This is a genomic window from Pelagibacterium lentulum (genome assembly GCF_003992625.1).
In the GTDB taxonomy this organism is placed as follows: Bacteria; Pseudomonadota; Alphaproteobacteria; order Rhizobiales; family Devosiaceae; genus Pelagibacterium; species Pelagibacterium lentulum.
Genome location: NZ_RZMW01000048.1, coordinates 12,020 through 27,470 on the forward strand (window position 1 = coordinate 12,020; position 15,451 = coordinate 27,470).

The 15,451-nt window shown below is 56.8% G+C and carries 14 protein-coding genes and 1 pseudogene; 8 read left to right on the forward strand and 7 right to left on the reverse strand.

Going from position 1 to position 15,451, the window contains the following annotated elements:
- Positions 1-130 precede the first annotated feature (130 nt).
- The 8 genes and pseudogenes from EO133_RS18595 (at position 131) to EO133_RS18625 (ending at position 8,454) form a co-directional block, all read left to right on the forward strand.
- Positions 131-1,702 (forward strand): ABC transporter substrate-binding protein, encoded by a 1,572-nt coding sequence (locus tag EO133_RS18595; RefSeq protein WP_127074149.1) that lies wholly within the window; start codon positions 131-133, stop codon positions 1,700-1,702.
- Positions 1,703-1,780: 78 nt separating this feature from the next.
- On the forward strand, positions 1,781-2,728 hold the full coding sequence (locus EO133_RS18600; protein WP_127074150.1) for an ABC transporter permease: 948 nt from the start codon (positions 1,781-1,783) through the stop codon (positions 2,726-2,728).
- The gene (locus tag EO133_RS18605) at positions 2,725-4,632 is read left to right on the forward strand and encodes a dipeptide/oligopeptide/nickel ABC transporter permease/ATP-binding protein (protein WP_127074151.1); all 1,908 of its coding nucleotides are present in this window, start codon (positions 2,725-2,727) and stop codon (positions 4,630-4,632) included. Before EO133_RS18600 ends, EO133_RS18605 begins: the two co-directional genes overlap by 4 nt.
- Positions 4,629-5,447: an ATP-binding cassette domain-containing protein gene (locus tag EO133_RS18610; RefSeq protein WP_127074152.1), complete on the forward strand. Its 819-nt coding sequence runs from the start codon at positions 4,629-4,631 to the stop codon at positions 5,445-5,447. Before EO133_RS18605 ends, EO133_RS18610 begins: the two co-directional genes overlap by 4 nt.
- Before the next feature lie 26 nt (positions 5,448-5,473).
- Positions 5,474-5,704 (forward strand): annotated as a pseudogene (locus tag EO133_RS20890) (helix-turn-helix domain-containing protein); the annotation flags it as partial.
- Positions 5,705-5,743: 39 nt separating this feature from the next.
- A complete protein-coding gene (locus tag EO133_RS18615; RefSeq protein ID WP_248298021.1) occupies positions 5,744-6,436 on the forward strand; it encodes a LysR family substrate-binding domain-containing protein in 693 nt (230 codons plus the stop codon).
- Between the two features lie 205 nt (positions 6,437-6,641).
- Positions 6,642-7,232, forward strand: coding sequence for a helix-turn-helix domain-containing protein (locus tag EO133_RS18620; RefSeq protein WP_127074154.1), 591 nt, complete (start codon positions 6,642-6,644; stop codon positions 7,230-7,232).
- Positions 7,225-8,454: a type II toxin-antitoxin system HipA family toxin gene (locus EO133_RS18625; protein WP_127074155.1), complete on the forward strand. Its 1,230-nt coding sequence runs from the start codon at positions 7,225-7,227 to the stop codon at positions 8,452-8,454. Before EO133_RS18620 ends, EO133_RS18625 begins: the two co-directional genes overlap by 8 nt.
- Positions 8,455-8,569: 115 nt before the next feature.
- On the opposite strand, the gene EO133_RS18630 is transcribed toward EO133_RS18625, so the two are convergent.
- From EO133_RS18630 to trbK-alt, 7 genes are all read right to left on the reverse strand, one after another.
- Positions 8,570-10,573, reverse strand: coding sequence for a lipase family protein (locus EO133_RS18630; protein WP_127074156.1), 2,004 nt, complete (start codon positions 10,571-10,573; stop codon positions 8,570-8,572).
- 257 nt (positions 10,574-10,830) lie between these two features.
- Positions 10,831-11,052: a DUF2274 domain-containing protein gene (locus tag EO133_RS18635; RefSeq protein WP_127074157.1), complete on the reverse strand. Its 222-nt coding sequence runs from the start codon at positions 11,050-11,052 to the stop codon at positions 10,831-10,833.
- Between the two features lie 11 nt (positions 11,053-11,063).
- Positions 11,064-12,218: a TraB/TrbI/VirB10 family type IV secretion system protein gene (locus tag EO133_RS18640; RefSeq protein ID WP_127074158.1), complete on the reverse strand. Its 1,155-nt coding sequence runs from the start codon at positions 12,216-12,218 to the stop codon at positions 11,064-11,066.
- Positions 12,215-13,225: a P-type conjugative transfer protein TrbG gene (gene trbG, locus EO133_RS18645; RefSeq protein WP_127074159.1), complete on the reverse strand. Its 1,011-nt coding sequence runs from the start codon at positions 13,223-13,225 to the stop codon at positions 12,215-12,217. Before trbG ends, EO133_RS18640 begins: the two co-directional genes overlap by 4 nt.
- Complete coding sequence (gene trbF / locus EO133_RS18650) at positions 13,222-13,911, reverse strand: conjugal transfer protein TrbF (RefSeq protein ID WP_127074160.1); 690 nt, start codon at positions 13,909-13,911, stop codon at positions 13,222-13,224. Before trbF ends, trbG begins: the two co-directional genes overlap by 4 nt.
- The gene (trbL, locus tag EO133_RS18655) at positions 13,908-15,179 is read right to left on the reverse strand and encodes a P-type conjugative transfer protein TrbL (protein WP_127074161.1); all 1,272 of its coding nucleotides are present in this window, start codon (positions 15,177-15,179) and stop codon (positions 13,908-13,910) included. Before trbL ends, trbF begins: the two co-directional genes overlap by 4 nt.
- 3 nt (positions 15,180-15,182) lie before the next feature.
- The gene (gene trbK-alt / locus EO133_RS18660) at positions 15,183-15,440 is read right to left on the reverse strand and encodes a putative entry exclusion protein TrbK-alt (RefSeq protein WP_244640733.1); all 258 of its coding nucleotides are present in this window, start codon (positions 15,438-15,440) and stop codon (positions 15,183-15,185) included.
- Between the last annotated feature and the right edge of the window lie 11 nt (positions 15,441-15,451).

Sequence of the window (15,451 nt, forward strand, 5' to 3'; positions counted from 1 at the left end):
TCACAAACGCACTTAATCGAATGACATGAAGCGTTGACTCCCTAAATAAGTTCATAATAGAACTTAATTGTGAGTGGCCGTGCGATCCGGATTCGGGTCGAGACAAAGCGGTCAAAAGGGGAGGATATCAATGCAAGCAGGAAACAATCGGTCCGGACCGACGCTAAATCGGCGCAACTTTAATCTTATGGTATCTGGCGGAACGCTCGCGGCGATTTTGTCGGGAGCCGGTCCGCTTCGCGCTCAGCAGGCGGGCGGCACACTGACGGTAGCGGTCGCAACGCCGCCCATAAGCCTTGATCCCGCGCGCAATGGTGGTGGCGTCAACGAGATTTTTGTGTCGCCAGCATATGAAGGGCTTGTTCACATCGACGTCGATGGGAAGGTAACACCGCGCTTGGCCGAGGATTTGCGCTACACCGCTTCGGACAACACGGAATTTGAAATCGATCTTCGCTCTGGCCTCAACTATGCCGATGGCACGCCTTTTGATGCCAACGCGCTCAAGGACTACCTTGAATATTATGTGAGAGCGGGTGGACCGTTCGCCGCAACGGCATCGGTCATCGATAGCATCGAAGTCCGATCACCCTATACGCTACGGCTCCATCTCAATAGGCCAGCGCCTAATCTGGTTTGGCAGTTCTCTGAAGGGGGTATGTGGGGCTGCGTGCCCAATCCCCGTGCGATTGCAGAGCGACCCGAGGATTTGGGCAGCACGACCGATGGCGTCGGTCCCTATCGACTGGTTGCCGAACAAACGCTTTTAGGCTCGGAATATGTTTATGAGCGCAATCCGGACTATTTTGAACCGGAGTCACGCCATTGGGACCGCATCATCGTCAAGGTGATCGATAATCCCAACGCGCGCCTGCAAGCCTTGCTCAGTGGTCAGGCTGACATTGTTGCCGTTGACCCGGAAACGGGTACGGCAGCGGTCAATTCCGGACTTGAGACGGTCGTCAATATCAATGGTTGGATCGGCCTGTTTCTGATCGACCGTGACGGCAAGCTTGTTCCCGAGCTTGGGGATGTGCGCGTTCGGCACGCTATAAACATGGCGCTGGATCGGGATCTGATTGCTCAAGCCTTGGCGCCCAATTTTAGCGAACCGACGTCGCTTGTCACTTTGCCTGGTCACCCGGGATACAATGAGGCGCTTGAAGCGCTTTATCCCTATGATGTGGAAGGTGCCAAGGCATTGATGGCCGAGGCGGGTGCACAAGACGGGTTTGCCCTGAACATGCTTGTGCCCTCCTTTGACGCGCTTATGTCGCGGATTGGTCAGGTGGTATCCAGCCAGCTGGCCGAAATTGGCATTACCATCAACATTGAAACGGCCACCACCTTTCCAGCCTATGCGGAGCGGGTTGAGTCCGGGAACTTCCCTGTGATTGTCGCGGCATGGGGGGTAGGTGATGTCTATTCGATGTTCCAGCAGATCATCGCGCCCACTGGCGTGATCAATCCGCTCAGAGCCGTTCATCGCGAGATGCATGAGCTTTATGAGACGATTGCGCGCACGCCGCCCTCTGAAGCCGGGCCTCTCTATGATGATATTATTGAAATCATCGCTGACCAAGCATGGTTTGCACCTTTGATGCGCAGCGGCGAGATTCTTGCTCACGGTAGGCATGTGGAGAACGTCAACAATTCGCTGACCTATCCCAATGCTACGCTCGTGGAGCCCGCGGCGGGTTAATCCAATTCAACGTCATTCGCTGTATGCCGGGGCGCGTTGCTGCCCCGGCCGAACGCCAAGGGAGGCGGCAAAGCCGCAATGAAACGCCTTATTCTCTACCGTCTAGCGATGGCCCTGCCTTTGCTGATCCTCGTTTCCATGCTTACTTTTGTACTCGTTTCCCTAAGTCCTGGTGACGCGGCGCGCACCATTTTGGGGTCCAATGCCACGCCTGAGCAATATGCCGCGTTGCGCGAAGCGCTCGGGCTGAACGATCCCGTACTCGTCCGATACTGGCATTGGCTCGTTGGCGCCTTTGAGGGAGATCTTGGGCGGTCCTTGATCAATGGGCAGCCGGTTTTGACAGCAGTGACGCAACGATTAGGGCCCACGGTCTCGCTGGTTTCACTCACCATGGTTGTGACGGTTGTTTTTGGGCTTATCCTTGGCATCGCTGGCGCGGTATTTGGGGGGCGGCTCGGACGGATCGTGGACTTGCTCTCTCTGTTTGGGATGGCCGTACCCAATTTTGTCCTTGGCGTTTGCCTTACAGCGATCTTTGCTGTGATGTTTCGGCTCTTGCCACCGGGGGGCTATGTGGCTCCCGATGTCTCGTTGCTCGGTTGGGCAAGATCGATGATCCTTCCGGTCGTGTGTCTGTCCTTTTTTGCAGTTGGCATCCTTGCCCAGCAAGTGAAGGCCTCGTTTTCGGACGCATTGCAGAGCGAATATACGTTTAATTTGATTGCCAATGGGTTTTCTCGGCGATCCATCATTTTCAAGCACGCTTTGAAGAACTCAGCGCTTCCGATACTTGCGAGCGTGGGGGTGATTTTTTCCGCCATGCTGAGCGGTACGGTCCTTGTGGAGTCCTTGTTCTACATCCCGGGCCTTGGGAGTCTTGCGGTCATGGCCACCGCGGGCAGTGACCTGCCGATCGTCCAGGGCGTCGCTGTCATCTTCACCCTTGCAGTTGTCATAGCAAATTTCCTGCTTGATTTGGCCTATGGCGCGCTCAACCCAAAACTGAGGACTGCCGAGGCATGAGCGACATGGTTCTTACGCATAAGCCGGCCCGAACCAAGTCTACGGTCAGAACCGGTCTCGGCTTGCCAATCCGCGGTGTGATAGCACTCGGTTATCTTGGGCTACTGGCGCTTGGTGCCGTCTTCGCGGACTTTATCGGTGTTGGGGATCCCCTCCGACAAAACCTACTCGGCGCCAAAATGCCACCGGGCGAACACTTTTGGCTCGGGAGTGATCAATTGGGGCGCGACATCTTTGCGCGTCTAATCTACGGCGCCAGGGAAGTCATGTTGGGGGCGAGTGAGGCCCTTCTAATCGCCTTTGGACTTGGCGTCACCGCGGGGTTGGCGGCTGGATATGTACGTGGGCGTTTGGACTCCATCCTTTCGGCGATCGCCGACATGTTGCAGTCGGTTCCGGCGATTGCCGTATTGCTCGCTGTGTTGGCGGTGTTTGAAGGCAACATTCATGCGGCCATGATCCTTTTCGGCGTGCTGGCGTCGGCCGCAATGTTCCGGGTTGTGCGGGCGGCAACAATGTCGATTTCAGAGGAGCGCTATGTTTTGGCTGCGCGTCTTGCGGGGGTTGGGACGTGGACAATTCTCTGGCGTCATTTGGCCCGACGCCTTCGATCTGTCTTGATGGTGCAATCGGCCATTGTGGTTGCACTCGCGATTGTAAATCAGGTTGGATTGAGCTTTTTGGGCTTGGGCAGCAAGCCACCAGCACCCACGTGGGGAAGTGTTCTGATGGATGGCGCGGCCGTCCTATTCACAGACACTTGGATGATCATTCCGCCGGTGGTCATGATTTCGATCACGATTTTGGCTGTGATGGTTGTCGGTGACGCGTTTCAAGACGCCGCCACTACAAGGATCGGCCGAGGTAGCCCGATACGACCCTCGGTTCGATATATGCCGGGCGCCGGGGCGCGTTTTGGCACTGTCGCCATATCCAATCAACAGCCGTTAGTCGAGGTAAGTGGGCTCTCAATTGGGATCGGGGGCCGCGGGACCCCGCTTTGGTTGATCCAAGACGTATCATTTTCGGTGCGGCATGGGGAGATCGTGGGACTTGTCGGTGAATCGGGTGCGGGAAAATCCGTCGCGGCCCGCGCAATTCTCAATATGTTTCCCAATGGCAGCGTTGTTGAGGGCACAATTCGCTATGCGGGTCGAGAGGTGGTGCCGCCAGCCAGAGGCGTGCCATCCCCGCGCATTGGCTATATTTCCCAGCAACCCATGGCGGCCCTTGATCCCGCCTTCACCATTGGAAATCAGTTGTGTGAAGCGATTGCGCTCCATGATGGCGCACGGCGAGGAAAAGAACGCGAGAAAGCGATGGAACTTCTCGATCTTGTGCAGATCCGCGAGCCCTCAAAGGTACTAGAACTTTATCCTCATCAGATATCGGGTGGCATGGCCCAGAGGGTTGCCATCGCCATCGCGCTTTCTGGCAATCCCCAATTGCTCGTGGCAGATGAACCAACAACTGCGCTGGACGTCACTGTACAGCTCGAGATTCTCAATTTGCTCAAAGCCCTGCAGCAGCAAAAGGGACTAGCCATCCTCCTGGTGACGCACGATTGGGGCGTGGTTGCGCGTATGTGCGAAAGGGTCATCACGTTTTATGCTGGGGAGATCGTTGAAAGTGCCGGGGTCAGCGACATATTTTTCGATCCCCGACATCCCTATACGCGCGCGTTGCGAGCAGCTGATCCTCATGGGCAGAGGGGAGTAGAGCGCTTGCCGGTTATAGCGGGACAAGTCCCGCCACCAGGCAAGCGCCCCTCGGGCTGCAACTTCCAGGCGCGGTGCCAGTTTGGAATTGCCCGTTGCGCTCTCAAGCCGATCGAACTTGAGACCTATGGCGATGACAGGCACGTGCGTTGTATTCGACTTAACGAACTTAAGGTTCCTAGATGACAGTCCCGACCGCACCCCTCCTATCGATCGAGGATCTACACGTTACCTTCGGTCGGGGACGACGTAGCGCCCACATACTTAAGGGCGTTTCCCTTGTACTTGACCGCGGGAAAACCCTTGGGCTGGTTGGGGAATCTGGCGCCGGGAAAAGCACGGTGGGCAATGCGATTTTGGGCCTAGCGCCGATTAGCTCAGGCCGCATTCTTTTTGACGGCCGTTCCCTTAATGGGCTGACTGGCTCCGATCGGCGTCGTCTTTCGCGCGATATCCAAGTGGTCTTTCAGGACCCTTTGGGATCTCTCAATCCCGCATTGACGATTGGTGCGTCGCTGGCTGAGCCGCTGCAGGCGCAGGGACAAGCCGGCAAGTCTCAAGACAGGATTGCCCAAAATTTGGCGCGCGTTGGCATGGAGGCAGATGCCCTAAGCCGGTATCCGGCCCATTTTTCGGGCGGGCAGCTCCAGAGGTTATGTATTGCGCGCGCGCTGATGCTCGAACCCAAACTGATCATACTTGATGAGCCGGTCAGCGCACTCGATCTCTCCGTCCAGGGGCAGGTCCTCAACCTCCTCAAAGACCTGCAGGCGGAAACGGGTGTAAGCTTTCTTTTTGTGTCGCACGATATGGCTGTTGTCGAATATTTGGCGCATGACGTTGCGGTAATCGAGGCCGGCGTTATCGTTGAAAAAGGCCCAGGCCAAAGCCTCATGCACGCCCCGACCCAGGCCTACACCCAGCGGCTCCTAGATGCCATTTTGCTTCCCGATCCATCTCGGTATGGATCAGGGAAACCGGCACCCAATATGGCCATCTGATAGCCTGGAGCAAAGGCGGCGGGGTGATGATCGGATCCTGGGACAAGGACACTCGAGATCAGATATTGGCCAATCTCCTGCGCCTCGATCTTAACCAGCTCCGTTACGCTCTTGAGACCGCTCATTGGTCTAGCTTCCGGCGCGCCGCTACCGCGCTCGGGACGACATCGTCGTGTGTAAGCCGTGGTGTCCGCGCGCTTGAGGGACGGATTGGCTTCGATCTTTTTGAACGGTCAAGCCGCGGTGTTTGCCTGACGGCCCAAGGAAAACGGTTTCTCAATCAGGTTATGCCGGCCTTGGCGCAAATCGATTTTTCGATCCGGAGCGTGCGCCCACAGCCGAACTGCCTTGAGCGAGCACTTCGCATCGGTACCTGCGGGTGCCTAACCAGGTCTGTTTTGGATCGGCTCCTTGATAGGCTGGCGCCGAGCGATTTGGCGTCCAAGTTCATCCTCAATGACGGGCATCGTGCGTTTCATCTTGAAGCCATACGCCGACTTGAGCTTGACTTGGCGTTGGTGCCTGGCACCCGTGCGGCCCCAAACATGAGCCATAGAGTTATTGAGGCTGAGCCATTGGTCGTGGCGTTGCCTCTGGGTCATGACTTGCTGGCCCATCAAGAAATTCAGTGGAGTGCGCTTTCGGGGCAGGTCCTGCTGTTCAGCATGTTCGATGGGGGAACCGATCTGGCTCAGATATGCGCAAATGTACTGGGTGCTCAGGGAATAGTTCCCCAGTTTGACGTGTTGCCGGTTCTGCCCGATTCACTTTTTCACCTTGTGGCGGCCGGGCGCGGCGCGAGCATTCTGCCACTTAGCGCTTATCCGGCCGCACGCCACGATGTGGCCTTCAAGCCGATCGCCGCACCTGATCAATTGATGTTCGTGAGTTTATTCTGGTGTCCTCACAATACCCGGCCGGATATTGAACATGTTTTGGAGGCCGCGCGTGAGCTAAGTTCATTGTCGAATAGGGGAATTGGGCTTTAGCGGCTCTCCGCATACGGAGAGTAGACCCCAGGCAGGTCCGTGGTTCTCGTAGAGACGCTCGGCCTTTCAAGAAACGATACATAATTATATATAGAGACACGCAAACAATCATTATCATGTATCAAATCTAATTGACCGTCAAAGGGAATGGGTATAGATACAAAATAATGATCAAAATGCTCCATGCGATCTAGGATTATGTATCATGGCCTACCAGAGAGAGAGTTTGGTTGCGCAAGCGCGCGAGATCCGCGAGGCCTCAGGTGTCAGTCAGCGTGCCCTTAGCGAACGAGCCGGACTGACGCAGAGCCATATCTCTCAAATCGAGAGTGGCAAGATGGAGCCTGGACTGTCGAGTTTTATCGATATGACCCGCGCCCTCGATCTAGAGCTCGTGCTTGTGCCCAAAAAGCTTGTGCCCGCCATATTGAATCTTGTGAAGGCCCAGGCGACGCCGAGTATGCATATCCATGCCGGACAGCCCAACGACAAACGCTTTGCCCGTGCCGAGCGCTTGGTCAAACAGCTGAGGCAGATCTATGGGAGTTCAGCCGACCTTGATCGCATCGATGATCTGCTGCGATTTCTGCGCCGGGTCAATCTCAGCGATCAGGAAATGCAGCTCGTGCGCGAGCTGATCGACCGCCTCGATCACCACCAGGCGAGCGCGCAGGCAGCACCCATCGTCCGTGAAATTGCGCAGAACCTGCAGCGACTGCGCAACTCGATCGCCCATGCGGCTCCGTCCGAGCCCCGGCCCGCCTATTCGTTGGACGATGGAGACGCCGATGCCTGATGTCTCGGTACTTGAGGTGCGGCTCTATGACGAGCCAATCGGCACGCTAACCCATTTGCAAGGTGATCGAACGATCTTTGCCTTCAATGAAGACTATGTCGAGAATTCGGACCGACCGACACTCAGCCTGTCCTTCAAGGACGACCTAGGGGGGCTCATTACCAACATCCGCACAACGCAACGGGTTGTACCGCCATTTTTTTCGAACCTTTTGCCGGAGGGCAGCCTGCGCCGTTACCTTGCTGAGCGCGCCGGGGTCAATCAGCAGCGCGAATTCTTCCTGCTCTGGGTGCTGGGCCTCGATCTACCCGGAGCTCTCTCGATTCATCCCGCGGCTGGCAACGCTCTTCCGCCTGGTGCTGACGAGGATCTGCCGGAAAATGCCAAACCCAATGCGCTGCGATTTTCGCTCGCTGGCGTGCAGCTCAAATTCTCCGCGTTTGAGAACGCAGGGAAGGGCGGGGGGCTAACCATCCCTGCCGAGGGCGTCGGCGGCTCGTGGATCGTAAAGCTTCCCTCCCAGCAGTTTACGGGCGTTCCGGAAAACGAGTTTTCGATGATGACGATCGCTAAGATGATCGGCATGGACGTGCCAGTCATCAATCTGATTGACCTTGATGCGATCGCCGGCATTCCTGAAGGCGTGGGCGAGCTTAACGGACAGGCACTTGCTGTCGGCCGTTTCGATCGATCCGCCGACGGCCCCGTCCACACAGAAGATTTCGCGCAGGTGTTTGGGGTCTTCCCGGACGACAAGTACAATCGCGCCAGCTATGCCAATATCGCGCGCGTCATTGGCATCGAGGCCGGAGATGTTGGCGCCGCCGAGTTCATTCGTCGCCTCGTGTTCAGCGCGCTAATCGGCAATGGGGACATGCATCTTAAGAATTGGTCGCTGATCTACCCCGACCGGCGTACTGCTGCCCTATCGCCAGCCTACGATCTGGTGTCGACCATCCCCTATATCGAGGGCGAGGACACGGCCGCGCTTAATTTCTCCCGAACCAAGAAGATGGCCGCGTTTGATGCCGATGAGCTCCGCCATATGGCGGCGAAGGCGCTGCTGCCCGAAAAGCTCGTCATCGATACCGCCGCTGAAACCGTCCAGCGTTTCCGTCAGGTTTGGGAGGCAGAAAAGACGCATCTTCCTTTGGCTTTATCGGTCGCGGAAGCAATAGACAGACATGCCCCGACTGTGCCGCTCTACAAGGAACTTGCTTGAGCGAAAAGGGAGGCACCGGGAGTCCTGTATCGAGCAGCGAGACGTCTGTATCGCCTTAATGTCGAAGGGCTCGCAGCCCGCCAACGCTCGAAAGCGTCGAACCAATACGTTTGAATCAGTTATCAAAATAAAGACTTTCAAAAACTGGTCCGTACATTACTCCCAAGGTTTGACGCGTCTCCTTGAACAGGCCCGGGTGGGCTGTCAGGTCGGTGAGCGTTGTGATTGGTTGTGCTTCGAGCAAGACGCCGCTCAAGCCGTCCGCAGTTGTGTTGGTCTGGAGCCGCCTAAGAGCATCGGTGGCGATGTCTGTGCTACGGCCGTCAAATCCCACCCCCATAAGCATTTCGAAGTCGAGACGCGTTAAGTGATCCTCGGTTTGGTCTGGGACGTCGAACTCAAAGACGAATTCGCGATTTCGAAAATCGTTTAGATAGTCTGTAAATTCTTCCGATTGCAGGGATCGCCACAAGGGTTGCATCTGGCCACGGAAGTTCACTTCTGAGCCAATCAGATCGATGGCCTGCAAGGTTGCCGCGTCACCGCGCTCCATTGCTGATTGAAGTATATCTGCCAGGGCGTTTTTGGTGGAGGCAGGTAAGAGGTTGGCCTGCTTTGCATAGAAGTCCTGCACAAGGCCGCCAAGAACGCCCGACCCGACAAGAGAATCCGTCGAAACAAGGCTGGTGTGCTGCGCCAACATTTGCAATGCATTGTCACGCAGATCAGAATTGAGCGTCGTATTGGCGATGCGCAGACTTGCGCTAAGGGCATTTGCCTCGATCTGGGGGCGATGTTGCTCGGGCGCAGAACGCAGGATTAGGTCAATGAGCTCTTGGATTTTTGCGACAAAATCAGGTGATCGGGCAGCATCGCGAGCTCCGGTGCGCGAATAGTCATAAGCGTTGATCGCATTTATGAGAGGCCCGTAAGCCTTTAAGGCCATTTCTGGATCGGACAATTCTTGCGCGAACAAGTCAAGCAGGAGCTCCACCATCTGCAGATCAACGGTCCGACCGCGTGCGAAGTCCTCGGTTAACATGAACACCATCAATTCCACTGCCGGAATGATTGCACGATCGAAATTTCGGTCAGCGAAATAAGAAACGCCGGAAATTACCGCTGCCTGCCGGTCGGCACTTCGATCGGTGGGTGAGGCGTTACCAAAAACCTCATCCATCCTAATGACGAGCGGCGCTTCTAGCACTGCGACGTAGTCATTCAGATACGCCCCAATATGAAGAAGATCGGGCTTGCCCATCGCCATGTCGGTATGAACAATTCGAACATCCTGAACCTCGGCAAAGGGATAGTCCCATAACCAGGCATCTTTGCTAGGATCGAGATAGCGTACAACACCATCGAACATGCTCTGAAGAAAGAGCAGGCGCATGTCGGCCCTACGACGGTCTGAGGCTGCTAACCCGTCTCTCCAGTCTGCGTACTCATTCAAACGTGTCCTAAGCTGCTGGAGATAGCGGGAATCTTGCGCGAGGTCGGGCAAAGTCTGTTGGTTTGGTGGCAAGAACGACAATCCAGAACCAAAGTCGGCGAGGAGTGATGCGTACCATTCAAGACCATTAATGGGGGATACCCACATGATGGAACGGAAAACGATCGGTTCCTCGCGCATCTGCGTCACCGGATCATCCGTGCGTCGCGCGTAGCCGCTATGGTCATATGAGAACAGACGATGGGTTAGGTATTCGAGCGCCACAATGCCGCCGGCGCTATGGGTTATGAACATCGCGTGTTCATAGCCCATTTTCTTGAGCTCGCTCATTCGCTTCGCCAAGCCAGCCCCGCTTTGTTGAATCTGCCAGGCATGGCTGTCGTATTGATAGCAATCCCAATCATAAAAGCGCCGGTCATCGAGGACGGAATAGAGCGACCCTTCGCCTTTGCCAAAGGTTTCCCGACAACTTCCATTCCAGCCGTGGATAGCCACAATGACCGTTCGGAAATCCCGTTGTGCTCCCTCGCAATGGACGAAACGCGAGTTCAAGTTTCCGAAAAGCACAGTACAACTGTCGTCGACAAAATCATCTGCATGTACGGGGCTCAAGGGTGGAATGGCTATAGAAAGAAAAATACAGAAGGTCGAAAACGACTTCAGCATAATCGTGCCCCCAAAAATTATGATTGCACTATACACTTTTGCCAGCATGGTAGGGAACACGAAAAAGGCTAGGGTCTGCTGTGTGCATCTACTAGTTGTCGCGTTGACGTCTACCGCGAAGGTCATCGCGGTTGCCTTCTGTTCAATGGTACTTAGTCGGCAGCGAATAGCGAAGCGGGTTTGGTTTGGCGTTGACAGGGGCTGTTGGCGAGTGTTGCATGAATGATGATGCGCCGAGCTACCTCCCTCAGGTAGGCTTAACTCTGATCCCTCCGCGCTCGCGCAAAGCCGCGATCGGTCTTAAGGAAACGCTCGAGCATTGGAACGATCAGCTTGGCAGGTGCTGGTGCGGGCTGTCCGGCCTGCTGTCCGAGAATTTCGGCATAGGCTAGCAGATCACGGTGAAGAGCAGCAGGGATGTCCAATGAGAGTTTGACAGGCTTTTCATCGATAATTGCATCAAGCTTGAGCTTGGTCATGGCAGATCCAGTTATGGTTCGATGACGAGATCACGGGTCACCATCACGCGCAGGGGAAAGCCTGGTCGAATGGTGAGCGTGGGCGCAACTTGCAGCTGGCGCTGAATAATCTGTTGGCCAGCACTGTTGATTGTATTGCCAGCGCCTTCGCGGATTGCGCGGGTGAGCGGATCCTCATCACTCACGGCGAGTTCAGCGCCTATAGACAGGAGTGTTGAAAGCCCCGCGGCTTTGGCGAGATCCCACCAGTGATAGTCAACGCCGTCTTCAAGGCCTGCATAGCCCGCACTATCGGCGCCCGGCAGACGTTCGAGCACGAGCGACCGACCGTCGGGAAAGATCAGGCGGTGCCAGACGAGCAAAACCCGGCGTTGGCCGAAGGCGACATCATTGTCATATTCTCCGACAATACGGGTTCCTTGAGGGATCAGGAGGATCGCGCCGGTGGGACTGTCATAAACGTTCTGGGTTACCTGGGCGATGATCTGACCGGGAAGATCGGACCGAATGCCAGTGATGAGGGCTATAGGGATGACCGAGCCTGCCTGGAGGACAAAAGGGGAGGCTGGAGGCTGAATGCGATCGGGAGCAACGGTTTGCCGATCTGCTTGGGTGTTGAGGAAACTGAGATGTGTGTTCTGATTGATCGCCGATGAGGCGGTGACCGTAGCTCCAGTTTGCAATACGGGCTGGGACGCATTGGCAGGCGAGCGGGATGGGAAAAACAATTCACTGGTGCGCGCCGCTTCTTGTTCCGCCATACGGCGCTGTTCTTCGGAATCGGTTTGAGGGACTGGCAAGGGTTGGGCTGGGATCGCCCGCCCATCCTCACGTGCGCGCACAATGGGCGCGCCAAGATCGCCGGGTAGGGCAGGGCCCAGTTGAGGGATGGCAGAATAGTCGCGCGGCATGCCTTGGAGGCCATCGGCGGTCTGGCGACGTTCAGTGGTGAACAGCTCTTCTTGCATTGGTCGACGCTCGGGCGCTTGCAGCGCGAAGATCAACGCGCCACCAATACCGATGCCGACCACCAATCCAAGACCGGTCAGGACCTTTCGCGAGATGCGGGTAACGCGCGGTGGCGGAGCACCCAGTCTCATGGCGGAAACGGTATCGCTGGGTTTCGGCTGCTGTGGCGTTGTTTGGTTTGTGTCAACGGCACTCATGGGCGGTCACCACTTGCTTGTTCGGCTGTCCGGTTGGTTCCATCGGTACGGACTATGCGGACGATTTGCGCGCGATCATCACTGCCGAGCCGGAGCTCAGCGGCGCCGAAAAGTCGGTCAACAATCAAGATGTTTTGGTGGACTCGATTATTGACGATTTCTGGTTGGCCATTCGGGCCGATGACAAAGATGGGCGGCATTTCACCTTGAACGATGCCACGGGGGAATTCGACATAGACACGGCGCCCATCATCATAGACCGAGACCGGACGCCAGGGTGGGGCGTCTCCACTGAGCCCATAGCGGTAGTTGCGCGCTGAGGCCGCCGGGATCACGGGCGCCGTCGGAACGGGGCGCCGTTGGGCATTTGGCTGTTCGGGATAGGCCCAGGCGACGGCAGGCATATAGGGATGCTCGCCCGAGCGCAGCTCAATCATATAGGTGCGCCGGTCTGTTGTGATGACGAGATTGGTCGTGAGGTCAGATCGGGTGGGTTTGACCAAGACATGAACACGACGGGTTTGGCCCGCTCCGCTTTGGGTGTCGCCGATGATCCAGCGTGCGGTATCGCCTGCGGCGATTGGGCCAGCCCCAGTGAGGCTTTCGCCCGGTTCAAGAGAGATATTGGTGATCTGACCGGGTGCGGTATAGATTTGATAGAGCGCGCCTTCAGACCATGGGTAGATCTGAATGGCGTTGTAATAGCCTTCGCGCCTTGGCTCGACCCGCGCCGCGGCATTGGCGTTTTCAACTTGGCCGGCGGGGGTTTGGGCTGCATCGCCGCCGCGTGCAGGCGTCCAATTGGGCGGGCTATGCAGGGGCTGTGATGCCTCAATTGTGGCTAGGCTCGGTGCTCGCGGCAATGGCGGGACATCGGCGTCATAGGAAATTTGTGGTGGGCGCGGCGGTGTCGCGCACCCGGCCAAGAGTGCGACCGCGACACTGAGAAAGCCAGCGGTGTAGGCTCTGAATATGCGGGGATCGAAGTGGGTGCCTTGTGTACTCATTGTTCCATCTCCCGAGACCAATTGATGGCATTGACATAAATCCCCAGTGGGTTGGCGCGCAGGCGTTCGGCCGTCCGGGGCTGCTCAATGACGATCGTTAAGATGGCGGTCCAGCGTTCAGTGCGGGCGAGTTGACCGCTTTCAAAGTGTCGCTCGGTCCATGCGACACGAAAGGAATTGGGCGAGGCGCGAATAACGCTCGAGACTTCGACCGATATTTGTTGGCGCCCCACGCGGGCGAAAGGATCATTGCCGCGCGCATATTCATTGAGCGCAGTGGCGCCGCGATCGGTGGTGAACTCATAGGCGCGAAGCCAGTTCTGGCGAACGATGATCGGATCGGATGGGAGCCCACGCACCTGCTCGATAAAGCGAGCAAGGTGAAACGCGATCTGGGGGTCGGTCGGGCGATGATCGGCCAAGGCGGGTTCTACGGTACGCGCTTCACCTAATTTATCGACCTCGACCACCCAGGGGACGATGGTGCCACGCGCTGATTGCCAGACCAGAGCGGTTGCAAATCCTGCAGATAAGATTAGGCAGCCAAAGGCCATGAGGCGCCAATTTCGGGCTTGGACGCGCGCTGAGCCTATGCGTTCGTCCCAGACTTGGGTGGCCTTCTGGTAAGGGGTCTCGGGTTGCGGTGTCTTGCCGTAATGCGTCGTCGGGCGCTTGAAAAGGGTCATTTGCGGTCACTTTCGCTTAGACTGATTGAGCTGCCAGAACTGCCACCATCGCCCGCGCGCACCGCATGGGCGGCGGCGGTGACGCCATGGCTCAGCGCTTGGCTGTGTCGGATGTTCTGCGCCCAGGCTGGTGCGTTACGAGAGGGATTTTCAGGCGCGTGATTTGCGGCTTCGTTACCGACGGCTTGTTGTGATGAGGCGCTGGCGGTTGCGCCAACTGCTGGCTGACCACTGAGTTGAATAGAAGACTGAGGGCTTTGCGAGGCGCCGCCCATGGCCTGTTTGAGAGGCGAGGGGGTAGACCCACCTGTGTCTTGGGATATGTCCGCTTGGGTGGGTGCCGCGGCCGCGCCACCTGAGAGCATGGCCGAACTGCCGCGCGCCGCGAGCATGGTGCCGCCACCGAGAGCGACGGCTGCACCGCCGACGGCCAGACCCGTGCCGATCGCGGCCCCGGCGCCAAGTTGTGGACCACCCGAAACAATGCCGGTGGCAATGCCGGGACCAAAAATGCCAAGTCCGAGAAGCGAGAGAGCGGCCAAAACGATGGCCATGGCTTCATCGATATTGGGTTGTGTATCGCCGAAGCCTTGCGTGAACTCACCAAACAAGGTTGAGCCAATGCCGATAATGACGGCAAGCACGAGCACCTTGATGCCTGACGAGACGACGTTGCCCAGAACGCGTTCGGCCATGAATGCGGTCTTGCCAAAGAGCCCGAAAGGAATGAGCACGAAACCGGCAAGCGTGGTGAGTTTGAACTCGATCAGCGTGACGAACAATTGCACCGCGAGGATGAAGAACGCCAAGATGACCAGGGTCCAGGCAAAAAACAGACACGCGATCTGGATGAAGTTTTCGAAAAAGGCCATCCAACCCATCAACTCTGAGATGGATTCCAAAAGGGGGCGACCAGCATCGAGACCGGTTTGGGCCACGCGTCCTGGGCGCATTAGGTCTTGCGGGGAGAAGTCGGTTCCGGACGCCAAAAGCCCAAGGCCAGCAAAACTCACAAAGACAATGTTGGCGAGCATTGTCCAATTGGAGATGAGATAGGCGAAAACCCCCACAAAAAGAGTTTTTTTGACCAGCCGCGCAATGATGTCATCGTCCGCGCCCCAGACCCAAAAAAGCGCAGCCAGGGTCACATCAATAACGATCAGTGTTGTAGCGATGAACGCCACTTCACCGCCCAAGAGCCCAAAACCGGAATCGATATAGCTAGAAAAGACCTCAAGAAAGCGGTCGATGACACCTGTATTGTCCATGGCTCAGCGTTCGCTGTCCTGCCCAAGGAACCGCTGTCGGTTTTGGGCCCAAGCCTCAAGGCAGTCAGGCTCAGATGCGGCGCTCGCTCCCATTGCCTGGCAATGGATCAATTGCTCGCGCAGCAAGTCTGGCCGGGGTGCTTGAGAAGCGCTCGGCGAGGGCTGAGCCAAAGGTGTCGCTTGATTTTTGCGCACCATCTCAATTGCAGCAAATGTTGCGGCTAGGGCGATAAAAACGATTGCCGCGATGCGGATGATCACGATCCCCTCCC